The sequence below is a fragment of the Peribacillus simplex NBRC 15720 = DSM 1321 genome (assembly GCF_002243645.1).
Taxonomy (GTDB): domain Bacteria; phylum Bacillota; class Bacilli; order Bacillales; family DSM-1321; genus Peribacillus; species Peribacillus simplex.
Map to the genome: position 1 here is coordinate 2,497,786 of NZ_CP017704.1, position 18,929 is coordinate 2,516,714.

Genomic DNA, 18,929 nt, shown 5'->3' on the forward strand with positions numbered 1-18,929 from the left:
AATTCTTCTTGAACAATCATTTGTATACAGGTTTTTGTGCCTTTTTTTTCAATACAGAAACGGGTGTTCTTTTTTTTTTGAAGAAAAGCAAAGTTTTTAGGTTATTTTTGCGGAAAATAACACGAATAAATAATCAGGAAATGGAAACCGACAAACTTTATTTTTTTTGTTGACATTTTTCCTTCACGAATGTAAGATATAACTTGTGCTTCAGTAGCACTTACCATTATGGCGGCGTAGCTCAGCTGGCTAGAGCGTACGGTTCATACCCGTGAGGTCGGGGGTTCGATCCCCTCTGCCGCTATCTTTTATCATGAAAATCACGGCCCGTTGGTCAAGCGGTTAAGACACCGCCCTTTCACGGCGGTAACACGGGTTCGAATCCCGTACGGGTCATCAAATACCAAAAGCGCCTCTGAACACTTATCTTAGTAAGTGTTCAGAGGCGCTTTTTTTATGTCGTTGATAATTAAAAGAAGACAAGCCGGCAAGCTTGCCTTTATCTACACTATGAATAATTTCACAGGAAAAGTTGCTAAACTATTATTTTCAGCAGCAATTTTATCCGCGTCTTCCTCCTCGACCTCCCCGTTTCGTTTCGGTGCTACGTTTAAGGGTCGTTAAGCGGTCTTCGCTATCTTTTAAGAATTTAGCCATTTTTTGCTCAAAGTTTTCCTTCGGTTGGAAACTATTACCTTTCGAGCGGAAGTCTTTGGAACGGCTGTCATTCCCTCTTCCTTGGCGCGGACGTGGTGTGTATGCAGGTTTTTGCTCACCTTCAGGACGGTCTATCGCTTTTTTTATGGACAAGCCAATCTTGCCATCTTTAACATTGATGACTTTCACCTCAACTGTATCGCCCACTTTTAAATGATCATTGATATCCTTGACATAGTTATCAGCCACTTCACTGATATGGACAAGACCGGTTGAACCTTGAGGTAGCTCTACAAATGCACCAAAATTAGTTATGCCTGTTACTTTACCTTGTAACTTGCTGCCTACTTCGATTGACATAAAAAAAATGTTCCTCCTTAGAAATGTTAAAAAAATCTCTTCACACTATATTATAACGAAAGTAAAAAAACAGTGTCAATATTAGTCACTATCTTCCTTCCCTTTTGGAAGGGTAAAAATGATTTCGCCTTTTTCAGATAAGAAGTAATCCCGTCTGGCTATTTTCGCTATATAGTCGTCGTCATTAAGCTTTACGATTTCTTCTTTAAGAAGGGTCTCGTCTTTTTTCAATTCAGCTAACTTTCCCTTCAATTCTTCCTTCTGTTTAACTTTCTCATCCAGTGCAACATTTTGCGTTATGAGGGTGGAAACGGCAAAAATCAAAAAGACAGCGGCGAAAACTGAGTAAAGAGTTAATCTACGCATAAGACCACGCTTCTTTTTTTCTACGGTTTGTACTTTTTTCTCTTGTTGAGCGACGTAGGGATTTTCTATTTTTGCCACTTTCCTTTTACGCAGGCTACTCATTTTTTATCGCTCCTCATTTCTTTTTATTTCTCCATCCATTTAGCGTTCTAAATATAGAATTCTTTATTTTCAATAAAATCCCTTTTCCTTTATTATAAAACTTCCCGACGTTTTTCGTAACAAAAACCGGCAATAAATTCCATATATAAGTCAGAATCCATTTTAATGGCCTCCAGAATATATTCAAAATAAAGAGAAGAAGTTTCCCCGCCCATTTTAATAATGCTAAAACGAACTTACCTATCCCAATGATGATGGCTATTACAGATACTATTACCCATTTTATCGGTAGAAATATCAGCATGTGAACCGAATGCGTTATAAATCTCGCCAACTTTATCACAAGTATTATCAAAATCTCCAAAAAACGTTGATAGAAACCTTTGAAAAGTGCTTGATAAGCTGAAAAACCGCATAATAAGGCCAAAAATAAATAGAGGCGAAACTCTCCCTCATTCACTAAAAACAAAACATAAAAAATAAGGAGTCCCTGGATGATCCAGAAAAGGAAGTCATGGATGAATACAATCCACCTTTTCCTTTCTGAACGATTCAGGAACCGGCTATACGTATCCAGGGCAGCTCCAAAGCCACTGCCCATGCCTATCATCGCAAGCAACGTATAAAATTGGATCGTTAAGGTCATTTGAACAATTTGCCAAAGAAGCCTTTAGCTTTCTCCCCAGATTGCTCATCTAAATAAACAAGGTCGAAAATCTTTCCCTTAATGGAAACGACGCCTTTATCAACGTCTAAATTCTTCATTTGCAAGTTTTGGCCCCGGATAGATAAGAATCCCATTGACGTTTCGAGCAGAAACTCTTCATTATCAAAACTTTCAACTTGTTTGACACCGGTAATATCAAGTAAACGGCGGCCTTTCATCGTTACATCGTGCTCTTGGATCGTTCCTTTTGTGTAACCAGCATTCGGATCAATATATTGGCTCATTTTTCATCCCTCACAGTACCACTGATTTTGTACAAGTGTATGTCCGTAAGAGTGGAATTAGAACCAAGCCTGTCCTTACTCCTCCGCTAGCTTTTCTTCCTTTACGATAGTATACATATCTGCAGCCGCTTCTTTTTTCGTCGTTTCTTGAATTTTATCGACACGTACAGTAACCAGCTTTTGACCGAATCTTACAGTCAACTCATCGCCATCTTTCACATTCGAACTTGCTTTGGCCTGTTGTCCGTTAATCGTGATTCTCCCTTTATCCGCAACCTCCTTCGCTAGTGTGCGGCGCTTGATCAACCTTGAAACTTTTAGGAATTTATCCAATCTCATCGACATTCAAATCTCTCCCTTAATTAAAGTCCTTTAGCTTTTGCTTCATCCCAATATGAATCCAATTCTTCCAATGTATAATCCTCAAACTTTTTGTCTGCCCTTTGAATGCACTCTTCTATATATGTAAAACGCTGGTGGAATTTCTGGTTTGCCTTGTAGACGGCTTCTTCCGCTTGTATGTCATAATAACGTGAAATGTTGACAAGCGCAAAAAAGAGGTCGCCCAGCTCTGATTTTATTCTTTCGACATCTCTGTTCGGGCTTAATATTTCCTCTTCCAATTCCTGCACTTCTTCCCTGACCTTTTTCCAGGCTTCGGAAACCTCATCCCAATCAAATCCGACCTTCGCAGCCCTTTTTTGATACTCTTCGGCTCGAAGTAAGTTTGGCAGCGATTTCTCAATACCATCCAGTATGGATTTCAGAGCTTTTGTTTCGCTCCCTTTTTCATTTTCTTTAATTTTCTGCCAGTTAACTAATACATCTTCTTCGCCGTTCACTTCAACATTTCCGAATACATGAGGGTGGCGTCGAATCATTTTCGCCGTAATGCCTTCAATCACATCATCGATCGTGAACATGCCCTCATCTTCACCGATTTGTGAATGAAGCATCACCTGGAGAAGGACATCCCCAAGTTCACCAACCATGCCCTCATCGTCCTCTTCATCGATGGAATCAATCAGCTCGTACGCTTCTTCTATTAGATATTTCTTCAAGCTTTCATGAGTTTGTTTCTTATCCCAAGGACATCCGTCAGGACCTCTAAGTTCTGCGATGATCTGCCGTAGCTTAGAAAACTCCCGATACTGTAACGTTTCTTCTTTAACAGGCGGGACATAAACACTCGTCAAGTTACTTAACTCCATCTGACGGTCGAGCTCGAACAGAGCACATTTTGTCACTTTTTCCTGACTGCTGCCTGCCGCTGTAACGATATATACCTCGTAGTCATCCGGAAGTTTTTCCATTAAAGTCAACTTCACATTGGATGCACTGAATGCGTCATACACCTGTCCGATTATCATATGCTGGGTAATGTGCAAATCATCCGGGGAAAGATCTGTTCCATCCAAAAGCTGGAACCCTTCAATCGGATCGATTTTAACAGCCTGAAACAATGGATCAAGGAAACTTTGCCCGCCTTCCAGCTTAATGGCTATTCCAAGAGCCGGACTCTTTTCGAGCAAAAGCTGAACCGTTTTTTCCGCAACCATAGGATGCCCCGGTACCGCGTATAGAACGGAACGGTTTGAAGCCTCTTGTAATAATGTTCCGGCAATTTCTTCATATACCGCTTCAAATTGGTCGTGCTTTTCATATATCCCGTCAAACGCCGTGAAATTGATTCCTTCCCTTTTCAAATCTCCGATTACCGGATGATCGATCGTTCTTACGAAACATTGTTCTGTTTGTATCAATTTTTTATAAATCCCTAGTGGAAGCTGATCTAAATCCCCTGCACCAAGGCCTATTATCGTAATCTCATTCATGATTTCGTATACTCCTATTCGTTATTATAAATCGCTTAAGCTTTGAACCTGCGGGTATAAGTGAAAGTTCTTCTTCACCAAATAAGCCTGCACGAATGGCGGTCATCACAAAAACGGCTGCACCGATCCCTACACCGACCAAAGCTTGGATCGTAGCTAACAACCGGCTCTCGCCTGAAAACATCAATTCGAATAAGCTATTGAATAAAACAACCGCCGTACCCATATAAACCGTACTCTTCAAGATTATTAACACGTGATTCTTTTCAATTAATGCCTTTTTAATATGTACTCTCAAAACCGCATAAAATAATACAGTCATGATCATAAATGCAAGAACTGTTGCCGAGGCTGCTCCCGCGATTTTGTAATGGGGAACTAGAACAAGGTTTAAAGCCCACTTGCTGCCCACCCCCACAATCGTAATGATCACCGGTACGAACGAATAGCCTAAACTTTGAATTACTGCCGCTTCTGCCATTATGAGGGATGTGAATAAAATCGATAAAGAGAAAATTGCTAAAGTAATTGTCCCTTTGGCATCCATGAACAGCATATGATTGACAGGCTTCATCGTCACCACCAGCCCGATCGCGGCAGCGAGTCCTATCGTCGCACTTACACGAAGCACCAACTTAATCTTATTCAATAATTCATGTTCATTGTTCCTCTGAACGAATCCGGATATTACAGGTACAAGCGCCAATGCAAAAGAATTGGCCACGACTGTACCTAGCTGAAGTAAAGGCTGTCCACGGTCATATACCCCTTTCCATTCTTTGGCTTCCTTTTCCCCCATACCCGTTTCCCTTAGTAGGGAATACAGGTGCAGTGAATCAACGAACTGAAACAAGATGAGGATCAAGCCAGTTATGCAAAAGGCCAAACCTTGGAAAATCAGGACCTTGGAAATTTTGATGAAATTTGCCGGTTTGATTCTCATTCGTAAAAAAAGCTTCCATTCTTCTCTTAAAATAACGAAAGCAATAAGCAGTACCAGGCCAGTTATGCCGCCGGTAATCGAACCGAAGACTGCCCCCTTGCCGACCATATAAGGAGAGTAGCCAAGATACACGAATATTGTGGAAAGCACAAGTATCGTCAATACACGGATGCATTGTTCAGCGACCTGCGAACCTGCCGTCGGTAACATGTCGTTTATTCCTTGAAAATAGCCTCTTAAAACAGATGAAATCGGCATTAATAAATAGGAATAGGCAACGATTCTCAGCAGACCGGCTAAATGCGGATCCTCCATCCATCCTGCAATCCAATCAGCGCCAAGGAATAGTGCAGCAAACATCATGACTCCTATCGAACTTAAGACGACGAATGATGTCACTAAAATGTCCTTGACTGCAAAGTTATTTTTGGAAGACTCCCGTTCGGCAATAAGTTTGGATATGACTACCGGAAAGCCAAGTGTTGATAATGTAAAAGCAACACCGTAGAAGGGATAAACCTGTTGATAGATATAAAACCCGATGTCACCCGCAATGTTCTGATAAGGTATGCGATAGGCCGCACTCAATACTTTTACGATAATCGCTGCTACGCTCAAAATCAGCGCACCTCGAAAAAGTTCATTTGATGTTTTATAAGGCTTTTCAGCCATTCTTTTTCCCCTTTTCACTCATATGTGGTAGTTATTATAGCATAATTCTAATGGTTATTTTTCAATCCCAGCCATACTGTTAATTTTTTTCCATATTCACCTCGAAGAATATTCTCCCCCACTTTATGTCTGCCCCCATCCGGTTAACCTTTTAGAAAGAGCAAAAAGGACAGCGCGATTGCTGCCCTTTTCACCTTTAAAAATATAATGGCATGTCCAAGGTTACTGTTCCATTTGTCTAGCTAGGAAACTCGCTGCTGTTTCAACAGATTTCTGTTCCACTTCACCAATGGTACTATCTTTAGAGAAAATCAAGACGGCACCAATCGGGTCGCCACTCGCAATGATCGGAGCTGCAGTATAAGATTGAACCTCTTCATCATTGGAATCAACGAATGAAATTTGTCCATTCGGAGACTCCAAGACAGGATTTCTTTCTTCCATGATTTTTTCCACTAGTTCACTAACGCTTTTATTTAAGTATTCTTTTTTGGAGCCGCCTGCCACTGCAATGTAAGTATCCCTGTCACAAATCATAACTGGGTTTCCAAGGCTATCATAAAGTGCTTCTGCATATTCCCTTGCAAAATCGCCTAATTCACTAATAGGAGAGTATTTCTTTAGGATGACTTCCCCATCTCTATCTACAAATATCTCCAGTGGATCTCCTTCACGAATACGGAGGGTCCTGCGAATTTCTTTCGGGATGACGACTCTTCCTAAATCATCAATTCGGCGAACGATACCAGTTGCTTTCATCTAATGTTGCCTCACTTTCATCTAATTGATTTGATAAATCCTCATTTTGCAGCAAAATCATCACCAGCTATTGTACTTAGTATTTTTCTAATGGTAAGTTCTATGCACTTTGAAAAAATTTTTCTTTTTGTTGCATTTTTTTACCATGGTACCTAAAAAAATTTCTTCGAGAGGACAATCATTCAATTCAGTTTTTTGTGGCTTGCGTCTCTTTTTTTACATACTGTAAACCCTTGGCCATCTCAAATAAGATATTAAGCCACTTGCTTTGTTCTACGCCTTTTATGTGCAGGACCAGCTTCATTCGATTGCCGTCCATGCCGAAGCCCACCATACGGCCATACTTCGATCCCAGCTCGAACACCTTTTGTCCATCCACATCGTTGCTGACCTTTTCCCTAAGGAGAATGCTGATTTCCTGCTTTAATTGTTTAATGCTTTCAATTCCGGCCATTTCTGCATATACCTTCATTTCGGCAATCATGAATAAATAGGAAACTTCTTCTGGATATTCTCCGAAACGATCGATCATTTCATCCTGTAATTCTTCCACTTCTTCAAGCGAAGCAATCCCTCTGAACCTTTTATACATTTCTATTTTCTGATGTCCATCCATTATGTAGGCATCAGGGATATAAGCATCAACTTCAACGTCAATTTCCAGGTTGTTCTTTTCTTCGGCTGGTTGGTCATTACGTTTCGCATCTACCGCTTCTTTCAACATTTGTGAATACAGATCAAAACCAACTGAATCGATGAAGCCATGTTGTTGAGCCCCTAGAATGTTTCCAGCTCCCCTGATGGATAAATCACGCATCGCGATTTTGAACCCTGAACCCAATTCTGTAAATTCCTTAATGGATTGAAGACGTTTTTCTGCTACTTCCGTCAACACTTTATCTTTCCTATAAGTGAAGAATGCATATGCCACCCGATTGGATCGCCCTACACGGCCACGCAGCTGATAGAGCTGTGAAAGTCCCATTCTATCAGCTTCATTCACTATAAGCGTATTAACATTCGGGATATCAACACCCGTCTCTATAATGGTTGTACTTACCAAAACATCATATTCACCTTCTAAAAAGCCGAACATGACGGCTTCCAGTTCTTGCTCTGACATTTGCCCATGAGCATAGGTGACACGGGCATCGGGCACCAGCATGGAAATTTCTTCTGCTTTTCTTGCTATATCCTCTACCCGATTGTAAAGGAAATAAACCTGACCGTCCCTGGCCAATTCCCGTTCTATCGCTTCCGTTACCAACGAGCCATTATACTCCATGACATAAGTTTGGATCGGGAATCGGTTCTCAGGCGGTGTTTCGATGACAGACAGATCCCTCACGCCCAACATGGACATATGAAGAGTCCTCGGAATCGGCGTCGCAGTCAAAGTCAGTACATCCACATTAGTTTTTAACCGTTTGATCTTTTCCTTATGTGTAACGCCAAAGCGCTGTTCTTCATCAATGATAAGCAACCCCAAATCGCGGTACACGATATCTTTGGATAAAATCCTATGCGTGCCAACCACTATATCCACCGTGCCGGCCTTCAAGCCTTTAATCGTCTCCGTTTGCTGTTTTTTAGTCCGGAAACGGCTCATATGACCAATCGAAATGGGATAATCCTGAAAACGCTCCCTTAATGTTTCATAGTGCTGCTGGGCGAGGATTGTGGTCGGAACAAGAAATGCAACTTGCTTGCCATCCATTATGGCTTTAAAAGCGGCCCTGATGGCCACCTCTGTCTTCCCATATCCAACATCGCCACATAATAAACGATCCATCGGCCGTTCCCGTTCCATATCCTTTTTTATTTCGACTATGGAACGTAATTGATCTTCCGTTTCGCTATAAGCGAATGATGTTTCGAATTCTCTCTGCATATCACCATCAGGTGAAAAGGCATAGCCCTTAGCCGCTTCCCTTTCTGCATATAACTTGATTAGATCATCGGCAATGTTCTCAACGGATGATTGAACCTTGCTTTTGACACGTTTCCATTCCGTTCCGCCTAGCTTATAAAGCTTCGGTTCTTTCCCTTCAGAACCGACATATTTTTGGACAAGATCAATTTGGTCGACAGGAACATACAATTTGTCATCCGCTTGATAACGAATATTCAGGTAATCTTTATGGACCCCATTTATCGTAAGGGTTTCAATACCCAAGTATTTACCAATACCGTGATTAACATGAACGACATAGTCACCTATCTTCAGTTCGGAATAACTCTTGATTCGCTCCGCATTCGATAATTTCTGTCTCCGTACTGATTTCTTTGACTTCTTATTAAACAATTCCGTTTCCGTAATGATACTGAACTTTTGCATAGGTAATTCAAAGCCGCTATTCAGACTGCCGCGTAAAATCTGTACTTTACCTGGAAGGATGCTGTTCGCATTAAACAGTTCTGCTGCTTCTATATCATAATCGGCTAAAACTGAATGCAGCTTTTTTACCCGTTCTTCATCCTGTCCAAGTATGACGACTGTATATTTCCCTTTTTTCCAACGTTCCAGTTCAGCTTTGAACACATTCATCTGTCCATGGAAATTTTGCATTTGTTTACTGGCAAAATTCAGGATATTCTGAGGATTCGTATGCGGTACATGCCGTAAAAACAATGAAAGGTATACAAACGGCCTGCTGGATTTCATTATTAATTCCTGCATGGGGTGAGCCAATTTTATATCATGGATAATTTGTCCCTGACTTAAAAGGTCCGTGTACCAACCAGCCTCTTCCTTTTCCAAAGAATCATTGATTTCCTGGATTCTACTGATTTCATCTAAGAAAACCAAACCATTTACCGGTAAATAATCTATTAAACTAGCTGGATCTTCATACGCTAAACTTAAGTATTTAAAGATTTTGTCGGGTTTATTCCCCATTTTCAGCTGTTCAAGTTCATAACTGACCGTTTGAACCAGCTGTTCCTTGGTTTTTTCATCTTTAAGTTTCTTCAAGCTTTTACTTAATCCGCTCTCTAGCCTTGTTATGATTCTTTCGATATGCTCCGTCTCTAGCAAAGCCTCACTGACAGGACCAATCGTCACTTTCTTGAGTTTCTCGATGGACCGCTGATCTTCGCTTGAAAAAGTCCTTATTGAATCTATTTCGGTATCGAATAATTCAATTCGTATTGGATTAGGTTCGGTGATCGGATAAATATCGATTATACCGCCCCTGATACTGAATTCACCTGGAGAAGCAACCATTTCAGACCGGTTATAACCCATAGCAATGAATTTATTAAGCGTTGCTTCAAGTTCGATGTCTTCCCCTAAATTAAACGCGAGCTGATGCCTCTTCCAAATATCCTTTGGAGGAAGCACACGACGCACCCCGGGAATTGGCGCAATGACAATCCCTTTCTTTCCCTCCGCCCAAAAGTTCAATGCCTCTACACGTTGGGCCCTTAATTCCGGGCTGGCTACACTCAAATCAGCCGCAATCAATTCATTAGCTGGATATATATATAATTCTTCCTCGGGTATGAAACTGGATAAGTCCTCATGGAATTTTTGTGCTTGCAATAAATTATGGGTAACTAATAAAATGGGCCTATTCGTCTTTTCATATACGGAAGCCAGCAATAGTGATCTCGAGGAACCCGTCAGACCAGAGACGATTTGCTCCTTAAGTCCTTCATCGATGCCGGCTATTAACGAATGAACATCATCTTGTTTGGAGAACAAGTTCTGCAATCCATTCATTTTCTTTCCCCCCTCTCTTTAACGTGCGAAAAACATTTTAAATCCTTGTATTTGAACTTGGCCATTTCACCAAGCGTCCTCTTTATTAACGGCGATGTGCCCTGGTATTCCAGACAAACGGAAAAATGCTTTGGATTTTGTCCAAAGCCCTCTCCCGCTAATGAATAATATAATCGTTTTCATATAAATCAGGGTTTCTTTGCAGCGATTCATGGCAATCTTCACATATCGCCCTTACATGCATATCCCCTTCAGAATCATAAACGATCATCTCTTGTCGCTCTTCATCGGTAAGTTGATTAAAACCTAACTGCTCCGTACTCAGTGAGTGTGCCTCGATTGAGCCCAGCTTAGTTCCGCAATGTCGGCATCGATAATGGAGAGCCATTTGGTAACCCCCTATTTTAGTAATAGTGTTAGTATGTACAAAAGTAGAGGGTTTTTATTCAGCGAAACAGGAAGATATTATTCTTTACTTATATCTACTCTCTGCTTATTGGTTATATTCGTTCATGACCTGTATAAATGGTTTTTCAATCCAGGCTTCACAAGAAGCTGCGCTTTTTTCGATCGTTGCCCCGACATGATCCCACTCTTCAGGCGAAAAACGCCCTAATACATAATCAGATACCGGAATACGGCCAATCGGGCGGCCAATGCCTATTCTGATTCGATTGAATTCTTGCGTACCCAAATGGGCAATTGAAGATTTTATCCCATTATGACCGCCTGCACTTCCTTTTTGACGAAGGCGAAGCTTCCCTGGAGGCAAATCAAGGTCATCATATATAATGACCACATTCTCGATATCCACCTTAAAGAAATGCATGACAGCCGAAATGGATTCTCCTGACAAATTCATGTAGGTTAAGGGTTTAAGTAATAAAACCTTTTCTCCCTTTACCATTCCTGCTCCATATATTCCCTTATGTTTTGCTTGATCAAGTGGGATCGACCATCTTTTCGATAACTCATCTATTACTTCAAATCCGACGTTATGCCGAGTTTTTTCATATTGTTTACCTGGGTTCCCTAACCCTACAATAATTTTCATGATTCACACTCCGTCATTACGGTTATTTAGGGAGTTACGCTGGGACGAAGTTTCCCCAAGATCATTGACCTTAGAAAAATAGTACCCTAATTTCCAGCTGGCCTGCAAGCGACCGGAGAACTAATTAGGAAAAAACCTAATTAAAGGAACCATTTCCGAAAAATGGTCCGGTTTAAATTGATGCACCCAGAGATTGAAAAGACGTAACTCATTAAGAGCTACGCCTATTATATCACGATTCACTTGTTTAATCCCGACATCATGACTCTGGTGATGCCTTGGTTTCCCTGCCTTCTTCATTTTCAGGGATACCGCCATCTTGCTGTTCACCTGTACTTATTTCCTCTTCCTGACGAGGAGCCAAAACAGATGCAACGACTTCTTCACCATCGTTGTCGATTGTAACTTGCTTATTCGTTTGGATATCGGATATGTAGATTGTATCCCCTACCTGAAGTTCGGTAACGTCAACATCGATGGAATCAGGAATGTCATTAGGTTTAGCCGTAACCGTCACTTCATGAAGGGACTGCTGAAGGACCCCACCGTCTTTCACGCCTTTACAAACACCGACAAGGTTAACGCGAACTTGTGCCTGTAATTGAGCGGACATATCTACAATTAAAAAGTCTGCATGATAAATGGAGTTCTTTATTGGATCCTTTTGATAGTCAGAGAGCATGACTTTATAACTCGTACCTTCCAATTCCAAAGAAATGATTCCATTACGGCCTATTTCCTTGATCGTCTTTTGAAGCTCAATATTATTGACTGAAATGGCCGTACTGTCATTTTTTTTGCCATATACTATCGCAGGGATTTCACCGTTTTCTCTCAAATTCCTTAAATTAGAGTGTTTTGAATCCGTACGTTCTTTTGCAGCTAATATATTACTCATACATCCTCCGCCTTCCTAAATATTAATTACAAGTTTCTCTATATTTAACATTTCCCTAAATGGCGAATCATTAAACATGAAAGGTAAAATCCGAAGGGAGCAAAAAGAGGATAAACATATGGTAAACATAGGAATTCGCTACAAAATCTTTTTTCTCTAATTCAAGCGTGAATCGCTTTGTTTTCCATTTCCCCCTCAACTTGCATCACTCGGTTAAGGATTTGAGCTGCTAGTGATGAATATTGAATACTATCCTTTTTCCGTGGTCTCGGCAGATTGATTTCCTTATTCATGACGACTTTGCCTTCTTCGATTAATATGACACGGTCGGCAAGCATTACGGCTTCTTCAACATCATGTGTAACAAGTAAGGCAGTAAAGTCCCTTTTCCTCCATAGTTCTTCAATCAGCCTTTGCATGCCAATTCTCGTCAAAGCATCCAATGCACCTAACGGCTCATCCAAGAGGAGAATGTCAGGTTGGTTCACCAATGCCCTCGCTAATGCAACCCTTTGTTTTTGCCCCCCAGATAAAACGGACGGCCAATCATTTGCTCGATCTGCAAGGCCCACTTGCTCCAGTAACTCCATAGCATTTGGCTTCCAATCCCCTTTCAATCCAACACCAATATTTTCAAGGATTTTTTTCCAAGGAAAAAGCCTTCCATCCTGAAACATCGTACGTGACGATTTATTTAATCCATTCAATGGCTTTCCATTCACCAGTATCTGCCCGCCCGTCGGCTTTTCCAGTCCTGCCACAAGACGAAGCAAGGTGCTCTTTCCACATCCACTCTTACCGACAATGGCTATAAATTCCCCTTTTTTAAATGTGAGGTCCATCCCCTTTAATACTTCAAACTCCCCAAAATCCTTTCTTACACCCTGCAACTCCAACGAATTTCCATTTTTCATATTAATGACCTCCTCATTGGTATGATGGATGCCACTTTAAGCATCTTTTTTCAATTATTTTGGCCGCAACGTCCGAGATTTTTCCCAATAAGGCATATAAGAGAATACTGAGAACAACAATATCCATCCTCATGAATTCCCGGGCATTCATAGCCATATATCCTATTCCGGAATTAGCGGATATTGTTTCTGCTACAATTAATGTGACCCACATGATTCCAAGGGAGAAGCGGATACCCACCAAAATGGACGGAAAGGCTGCAGGGAGGATCACATTCCAGAATAAAGAAAAACCACTTAACCCATAAACCCTTGCCGCTTCAATTAAATCCTTATCCACCGATTTCACTCCATGAAATGTATTTAAATAGATAGGAAATAGAACCCCTAAAGCGACAAGGAAAATTTTCGCTTCTTCTTCTATACCAAACCATAGAATCACCAGTGGTATTAAAGCTAAATGCGGAATGTTACGCAACATCTGAAGCGATGTATCGAATAAGCTTTCAGCAATGGATGATAACCCATTTAACAACCCTAGTACAAAACCAATAATCCCGCCGATTAAAAAGCCGATGAAGGCCCGCTGAGCACTGATGCCGATATAATCTATAAGTTCCCCTGTTTTCAATAAAGTGACGCCAGCTTGAAAGACTTCAGTCGGGGCAGGCAATATCCGTTCCGACAGAATCCCCCAAAAGGACAGCAGCTGCCAAGTTACCAAAAGGAGAATGGGCACAAGCCATGATATGAGGTGGAACCTATTGAACTTTTTGTTTAACTTTTTCTGCATCTTCAATTTCACTTCCTTTTGTAGGGTAGTGGTCATTTGCCAGTATTTCCCCGAATGGACTCGTCGCTTTCGAAACGGGAACTTGCAGCTGTTCGACAGGAAGTAAAGGGAATAATAATTCCGCAACACGGTACGCTTCTTCCAGGTGAGGGTACCCAGATAAAACAAAGGATTCTATTCCGATTTCTTCATATTCCTTCATTCTGGCAGCAACATTTTCTGCACTTCCGACTAGTGCTGTACCGGCACCACCACGCACAAGACCTACACCCGCCCATAAGTTTGGACTGATTTCGAGTGAATCCCTGTTTCCATTATGAAGTTGCGACATCCTCTTCTGTCCCACTGAATCAAATCGTTCAAAAATCTTTTGTGAATTTTCAATCATTTCATCATCCACATATTTAATGAGTTCGTCCGCTGCCTGCCAAGCTTCTTCTTCCGTTTCTCTTACAATGACATGCATGCGAATGCCGAATCTGACTTCACGTCCGTACTCTGCTGCTTTTTTACGTACCTTTTCAATTTTTTCAGCCACTTGCACCGGCGGCTCACCCCAAGTCAAGTAGACATCAATATGCTTTCCCGATATATCGATGGCTGGATCGGATGAACCTCCGAAATAGAGCGGTGGGTACGGTTTTTGTACAGGTGACAACAGAATATTTCCACCTTCAACCTTTAGGTGCTCCCCTTCATAGTCCACACTCTCACCAGACATTTCCTTTCTCCAGATATCGAGAAATTCATTTGTTTGCTCATAGCGTTCCTTATGATTTAGAAACACGCCATCACCTGCCAATTCGACTGGGTCCCCCCCAGTTACAACATTGATCAAAAGACGGCCATTCGACAGCCGGTCAAAGCTTGAAGCCATACGCGCAGCTAAGGTTGGCGACATTAAACCTGGACGAATTGCAACTAAAAATTTCATTCTTTCCGTTGCGGAAATCAATGAAGAACCAACTACCCAAGCATCCTCACAAGACCGACCTGTTGGAAGCAACGCCCCTTCAAAACCCAAATGATCAACCGCCTGTGCTATTTGTTTTAAATAAGGTAGCGTGATTGCCCTCCCTCCCTTTGTCGATCCTAAATAGCGACTTTCCCCATGCGATGGTAAAAACCAAAATACTTTCATTTTCATTTCCCCCTTAATTTTTTTTAACATCTGCAGATGCATCCAAAACATTAATCTTGCTTGGGATTAATTTAAGATTGTAAAACGTATCGGCAATCTTTTGTTGATCATCCAAAACCCCATTGGAAATCTCCTCAAGTCCATATTCCTTTCTATTTAATGTTTTTTCCAATGCCTCCACACTCATTCCAATTTCCGGAGATAGAAACTCAGCGACGTCCCTTGGGTTTTCTTCAATCCATTTATCAACTTTTATCAGTTCTTCTTTGATAATCTTCAAAGCCTCTTCGTTCTCGGCAAATGAATCAGTTGCCAAAAAGAATTCCCGATTCGCCACCAGTCCTTCTCCATCCTGAATCGTTTTCGTTTCAAGTTCCAATTCCGCCGCTGATAAAAATGGATCCCATATTACCCAGGCATCGATTTGGTTTCCTTCAAAAGCAGCTCTCGCATCAGCCGGTGGCAAGTATACGGGCTGAATGTCACCAAGAGTAAGGCCTGCTTCCTCTAACGCTTTGACCAATAGGTAATGAACATTTGAACCTTTATTCAAGCCAACCTTCTTACCTTTTAAACCTTTCACATTTTTAATGGGTGAATCCTTTTGCACGACTATAGCCTCTCCCGAAGGGTTTGCCGGCTGATTAGCAATGTAGACAAGTGGTGCATTGGCTGCTTGTGCAAATATCGGTGGCGCCTCCCCTGTGTGCCCAAAATCAATGCTGCCGACATTCAAGGCTTCAAGCAGTTGAGGTCCTGCAGGGAATTCAGTCCAATCGACCGTATACCCCACTTCTTTTAAATGGCTTTCCAGCTCCCCTTTTGATTTTAAAATATTTAATGTCCCGAATTTTTGATAACCGATTCGGATGGTTTTATCTGATTCTTTTGCGTCAGCACTTGTGGAACTGTTCTTTTCCTGCCCACATGCACTCACTATCAGCATGAAGATGCTGAAAATGGACAGGAGCCATATCTTTCGTTTTTTCTTCATATTCTGCACACCCTTCTTAAACTATTTATATAAAAATAAAAGGCTCCTTCACTTCACCAATAGGACAATAGGGCAAAATGATGCCTAATGTTCAATGGTAAGTTAAAAGGAGCCTTCGGTAGTCCGATCGGCGTTAACCAGTATGCACTTGCGTTAGTACAGTTTTTAATTACATGAATTTGAATTGAATTTGTATAGCCATTTTATTATTACTATTCTCATCTGTCAACTAAGAATTAAATATTTTCCGAAAATTCCAAACAAAAATACGGCGAGCCCGAAGGCCCGCCGTGTTTTGTTTAATTTTGTTATCAATCGAATAATGTGCTGACTGATTGTTCCTCATGCACACGAATAATCGCCTCTGCAATCAAAGGTGCTACAGAAAGTCCAGTAATTTTATCGATTTTCTTATCTTCAGATAGGGCAATCGAGTTAGTCACGACCAATTCCTTGATCGTTGAATTTTGAATCCTTTCGATGGCAGGACCTGAAAGGACTGGGTGTGTACAACAAGCATACACTGCTTTAGCACCATTCTCCACAAGGGCATTGGCCGCTAGTGTAATAGTGCCTGCAGTATCGATGATGTCATCAATCAGTATTGCTGTCTTCCCTTCAATATTACCAATGATGTTCATGACTTCAGCCACGTTCGGTCTTGGACGGCGCTTATCGATAATGGCAATCGGTGCTTTTAGGCGATCGGCCATTTTACGGGCACGTGTTACACCACCATGATCTGGGGAAACGATGACGATATCACTTAGATCTTTTTCCTTGAAGAAATCAGCTAAAATCGGAACAGCAACAAGGTGATCGATCAGAATATCGAAGAAACCTTGAATTTGTGGTGCGTGAAGATCTAAAGTGATAACACGGTGGGCACCAGCCGTTTCTAAAAGATTTGCGACAAGTTTAGCTGTAATCGGTTCACGCGCACGCGCTTTACGATCTTGTCGGGCATAACCGTAATATGGCATTACAATATTGATCGTTTTAGCTGAAGCACGTTTAAGAGCATCGATCATAATTAAAAGTTCCATTAAATTTTCATTGACTGGTTGGCTTGTCGATTGGATTACGTAAACGTCACAGCCACGAATACTTTCTTCAATATTAATCTGAACTTCACCGTCACTGAAACTTGTTACGCTACATTTTCCAAGTTCAACACCGATTGCAGCAGCAATTTCCTGAGCTAAATCGAAGTTTGAATTTAAAGAGAATACTTTTAAATTAGGATCTAAATACTGATTTGACATGATGACCTCCGTCGGTTATTTATTAAATTTCAAATTCTTGACATAATCTTCTTTGTTAACTTGACGAGCCCGTGCAACGGATAGGGCTTCCTGCGGTACATCTTGCGTGATGGTTGACCCAGCAGCTACATATGCTCCTTCTCCTACTGTCACAGGTGCAACTAGATTAGAATTGCAGCCTATGAAGACATTGTCCTCAATCTTCGTCAAATGTTTATTTTTCCCGTCGTAATTCACGGTAATAGATCCGCAGCCTATATTAACATTCTCCCCAACCTCTGCATCACCAATATAACTCAAATGTGAGGCCTTGCTTCCTTTGCCAAAAACGGTCTTTTTAATTTCGACAAAATTACCGATCTTAACGGAATCCTTAATATCTGATTGAGGTCTAACATGTGCGAATGGACCGATTTTAACAAAACTTCCAATACTGCTTTCGTGTACAACCGATTGGAGGACTTCCGTTCCATCACCAATTTCACAATTACTGATTTCCGTATTCGGGCCAATCAAGCAATCCTGCCCGATAATACTTTTTCCTTTAATGAATGACCCAGGGTTAATGACTGTATCCTGTCCGATTTGCACATCCGCTTCAATGAACGTTGTAAGCGGATCGATGATCGTTACACCATTCCTCATATGAGTTTCATTGATGCGTTTCCGTAAAACTTGCTCAGCCTGCGATAAAGCCACGCGGTCATTCACACCCAATGTCTCCTCGAAATCACTGGATTGGAAGGCCGTCACCACTTCGCCTTCCCGTTTTAAAATTTCAATAACATCCGGTAAGTAATATTCTTCTTGGACATTATCATTTGAAACTTTTTTCAACGCGCTAAATAATGCTTGATTGTCGAAGCAATATGTACCGGTATTTATTTCCTTAACATATCTTTCTTCATCAGAGGCATCCTTATGCTCGACGATTTTTTCTACAAGTCCGCCTTCACCGCGAAGGACCCTTCCATAGCCAGCAGGGTTATCTGCATATGCTGTTAAGATTGTTGCTTTAGCCTGACTTTGCTCATGCAATGCTATAAGCTCTTTCATCGTTTCCGCTTTAATCAGAGGCGTATCACCGCAAATAACAAGGGTCGTACCACTTTTTACGGATAAAACGCTTTCCGCTTGCATTACAGCATGTGCCGTACCTAATTGCTGTTCTTGTAAGGCATACTTGCATGAATCACCAAGTTGTTCTTGAACTTTTTCAGCACCATGGCCGATGACTGTTACAATATCTTCTATTTGAAGTTGATTGACTTGATCGATAACATGTTGTACCATTGGTTTCCCGCAAACAGGGTGCAAAACCTTATAAAGCTTAGATTTCATCCTAGTACCTTGCCCAGCGGCCAATATTATTGCATAGCGATTACTCATAACAGGCCTCCATTTTCACCTTTTTATCCACTAAAAATATTATCTCAAATAGTGATTCTTTTCAAGGTAACAATTAAAAGTACATATAATTGTCAACCAATTTGGTGAAAAA

18 protein-coding genes and 2 tRNA genes are annotated in these 18,929 nt (G+C 41.2%); 2 read left to right on the forward strand and 18 right to left on the reverse strand.

Annotated features, from left to right (window positions below; all coding sequences use genetic code 11):
- Positions 1 to 230 precede the first annotated feature (230 nt).
- A tRNA-Met gene (locus BS1321_RS11880) sits at positions 231 to 304 on the forward strand.
- Between the two features lie 20 nt (positions 305 to 324).
- Positions 325 to 396 (forward strand) — tRNA-Glu (locus BS1321_RS11885).
- Positions 397 to 561: 165 nt separating this feature from the next.
- Here the strand turns inward: BS1321_RS11885 and BS1321_RS11890 are convergent.
- The 18 genes from BS1321_RS11890 to glmU all read right to left on the reverse strand — a co-directional run bounded on the left by BS1321_RS11890 (position 562) and on the right by glmU (position 18,817).
- Positions 562 to 1,017, reverse strand: a complete 456-nt coding sequence (locus tag BS1321_RS11890) for a S1 domain-containing RNA-binding protein (protein WP_063235924.1) — start codon at positions 1,015 to 1,017, stop codon at positions 562 to 564.
- An 81-nt stretch (positions 1,018 to 1,098) separates the two neighbouring features.
- Entirely contained in the window at positions 1,099 to 1,485 is a 387-nt protein-coding gene (locus BS1321_RS11895; RefSeq protein ID WP_063235923.1) for an FtsB family cell division protein, read from the reverse strand.
- Positions 1,486 to 1,498: 13 nt separating this feature from the next.
- Positions 1,499 to 2,131, reverse strand: a complete 633-nt coding sequence (gene yabQ / locus BS1321_RS11900; protein WP_063235922.1) for a spore cortex biosynthesis protein YabQ — start codon at positions 2,129 to 2,131, stop codon at positions 1,499 to 1,501.
- A complete protein-coding gene (yabP, locus tag BS1321_RS11905) occupies positions 2,128 to 2,436 on the reverse strand; it encodes a sporulation protein YabP (protein WP_063235921.1) in 309 nt (102 codons plus the stop codon). Before yabP ends, yabQ begins: the two co-directional genes overlap by 4 nt.
- Positions 2,437 to 2,511: 75 nt before the next feature.
- Positions 2,512 to 2,775, reverse strand: a complete 264-nt coding sequence (locus BS1321_RS11910) for an RNA-binding S4 domain-containing protein (protein ID WP_034316386.1) — start codon at positions 2,773 to 2,775, stop codon at positions 2,512 to 2,514.
- A 23-nt stretch (positions 2,776 to 2,798) separates the two neighbouring features.
- The gene (gene yabN, locus BS1321_RS11915) at positions 2,799 to 4,271 is read right to left on the reverse strand and encodes a bifunctional methyltransferase/pyrophosphohydrolase YabN (protein ID WP_063235920.1); all 1,473 of its coding nucleotides are present in this window, start codon (positions 4,269 to 4,271) and stop codon (positions 2,799 to 2,801) included.
- Complete coding sequence (locus tag BS1321_RS11920; protein WP_063235919.1) at positions 4,264 to 5,886, reverse strand: putative polysaccharide biosynthesis protein; 1,623 nt, start codon at positions 5,884 to 5,886, stop codon at positions 4,264 to 4,266. Before BS1321_RS11920 ends, yabN begins: the two co-directional genes overlap by 8 nt.
- Before the next feature lie 222 nt (positions 5,887 to 6,108).
- A complete protein-coding gene (gene spoVT / locus BS1321_RS11925; RefSeq protein WP_063235918.1) occupies positions 6,109 to 6,645 on the reverse strand; it encodes a stage V sporulation protein T in 537 nt (178 codons plus the stop codon).
- A gap of 187 nt (positions 6,646 to 6,832) precedes the next feature.
- Positions 6,833 to 10,369: a transcription-repair coupling factor gene (gene mfd / locus BS1321_RS11930; RefSeq protein WP_063235917.1), complete on the reverse strand. Its 3,537-nt coding sequence runs from the start codon at positions 10,367 to 10,369 to the stop codon at positions 6,833 to 6,835.
- A gap of 157 nt (positions 10,370 to 10,526) precedes the next feature.
- Complete coding sequence (locus tag BS1321_RS11935; protein WP_034316319.1) at positions 10,527 to 10,757, reverse strand: anti-sigma-F factor Fin; 231 nt, start codon at positions 10,755 to 10,757, stop codon at positions 10,527 to 10,529.
- A 105-nt stretch (positions 10,758 to 10,862) separates the two neighbouring features.
- Positions 10,863 to 11,423 carry an aminoacyl-tRNA hydrolase gene (pth, locus tag BS1321_RS11940; RefSeq protein WP_063235916.1) on the reverse strand — a complete coding sequence of 187 codons (561 nt, stop codon included), beginning with the start codon at positions 11,421 to 11,423 and terminating at the stop codon, positions 10,863 to 10,865.
- Between the two features lie 259 nt (positions 11,424 to 11,682).
- Positions 11,683 to 12,321, reverse strand: coding sequence for a 50S ribosomal protein L25/general stress protein Ctc (locus BS1321_RS11945; RefSeq protein WP_063235915.1), 639 nt, complete (start codon positions 12,319 to 12,321; stop codon positions 11,683 to 11,685).
- Positions 12,322 to 12,482: 161 nt separating this feature from the next.
- A complete protein-coding gene (locus BS1321_RS11950) occupies positions 12,483 to 13,235 on the reverse strand; it encodes an ATP-binding cassette domain-containing protein (protein WP_063235914.1) in 753 nt (250 codons plus the stop codon).
- Positions 13,236 to 13,248: 13 nt separating this feature from the next.
- Positions 13,249 to 14,028 carry an aliphatic sulfonate ABC transporter permease SsuC gene (gene ssuC, locus BS1321_RS11955; RefSeq protein WP_063235913.1) on the reverse strand — a complete coding sequence of 260 codons (780 nt, stop codon included), beginning with the start codon at positions 14,026 to 14,028 and terminating at the stop codon, positions 13,249 to 13,251.
- Positions 13,997 to 15,169, reverse strand: a complete 1,173-nt coding sequence (gene ssuD / locus BS1321_RS11960) for an FMNH2-dependent alkanesulfonate monooxygenase (RefSeq protein ID WP_063235940.1) — start codon at positions 15,167 to 15,169, stop codon at positions 13,997 to 13,999. Before ssuD ends, ssuC begins: the two co-directional genes overlap by 32 nt.
- A 13-nt stretch (positions 15,170 to 15,182) precedes the next feature.
- Positions 15,183 to 16,163 (reverse strand): sulfonate ABC transporter substrate-binding protein, encoded by a 981-nt coding sequence (locus BS1321_RS11965; RefSeq protein ID WP_063235912.1) that lies wholly within the window; start codon positions 16,161 to 16,163, stop codon positions 15,183 to 15,185.
- Between the two features lie 311 nt (positions 16,164 to 16,474).
- Positions 16,475 to 17,428, reverse strand: coding sequence for a ribose-phosphate diphosphokinase (locus tag BS1321_RS11970; protein ID WP_057276495.1), 954 nt, complete (start codon positions 17,426 to 17,428; stop codon positions 16,475 to 16,477).
- 15 nt (positions 17,429 to 17,443) lie between these two features.
- Entirely contained in the window at positions 17,444 to 18,817 is a 1,374-nt protein-coding gene (glmU, locus tag BS1321_RS11975) for a bifunctional UDP-N-acetylglucosamine diphosphorylase/glucosamine-1-phosphate N-acetyltransferase GlmU (RefSeq protein ID WP_063235911.1), read from the reverse strand.
- Between the last annotated feature and the right edge of the window lie 112 nt (positions 18,818 to 18,929).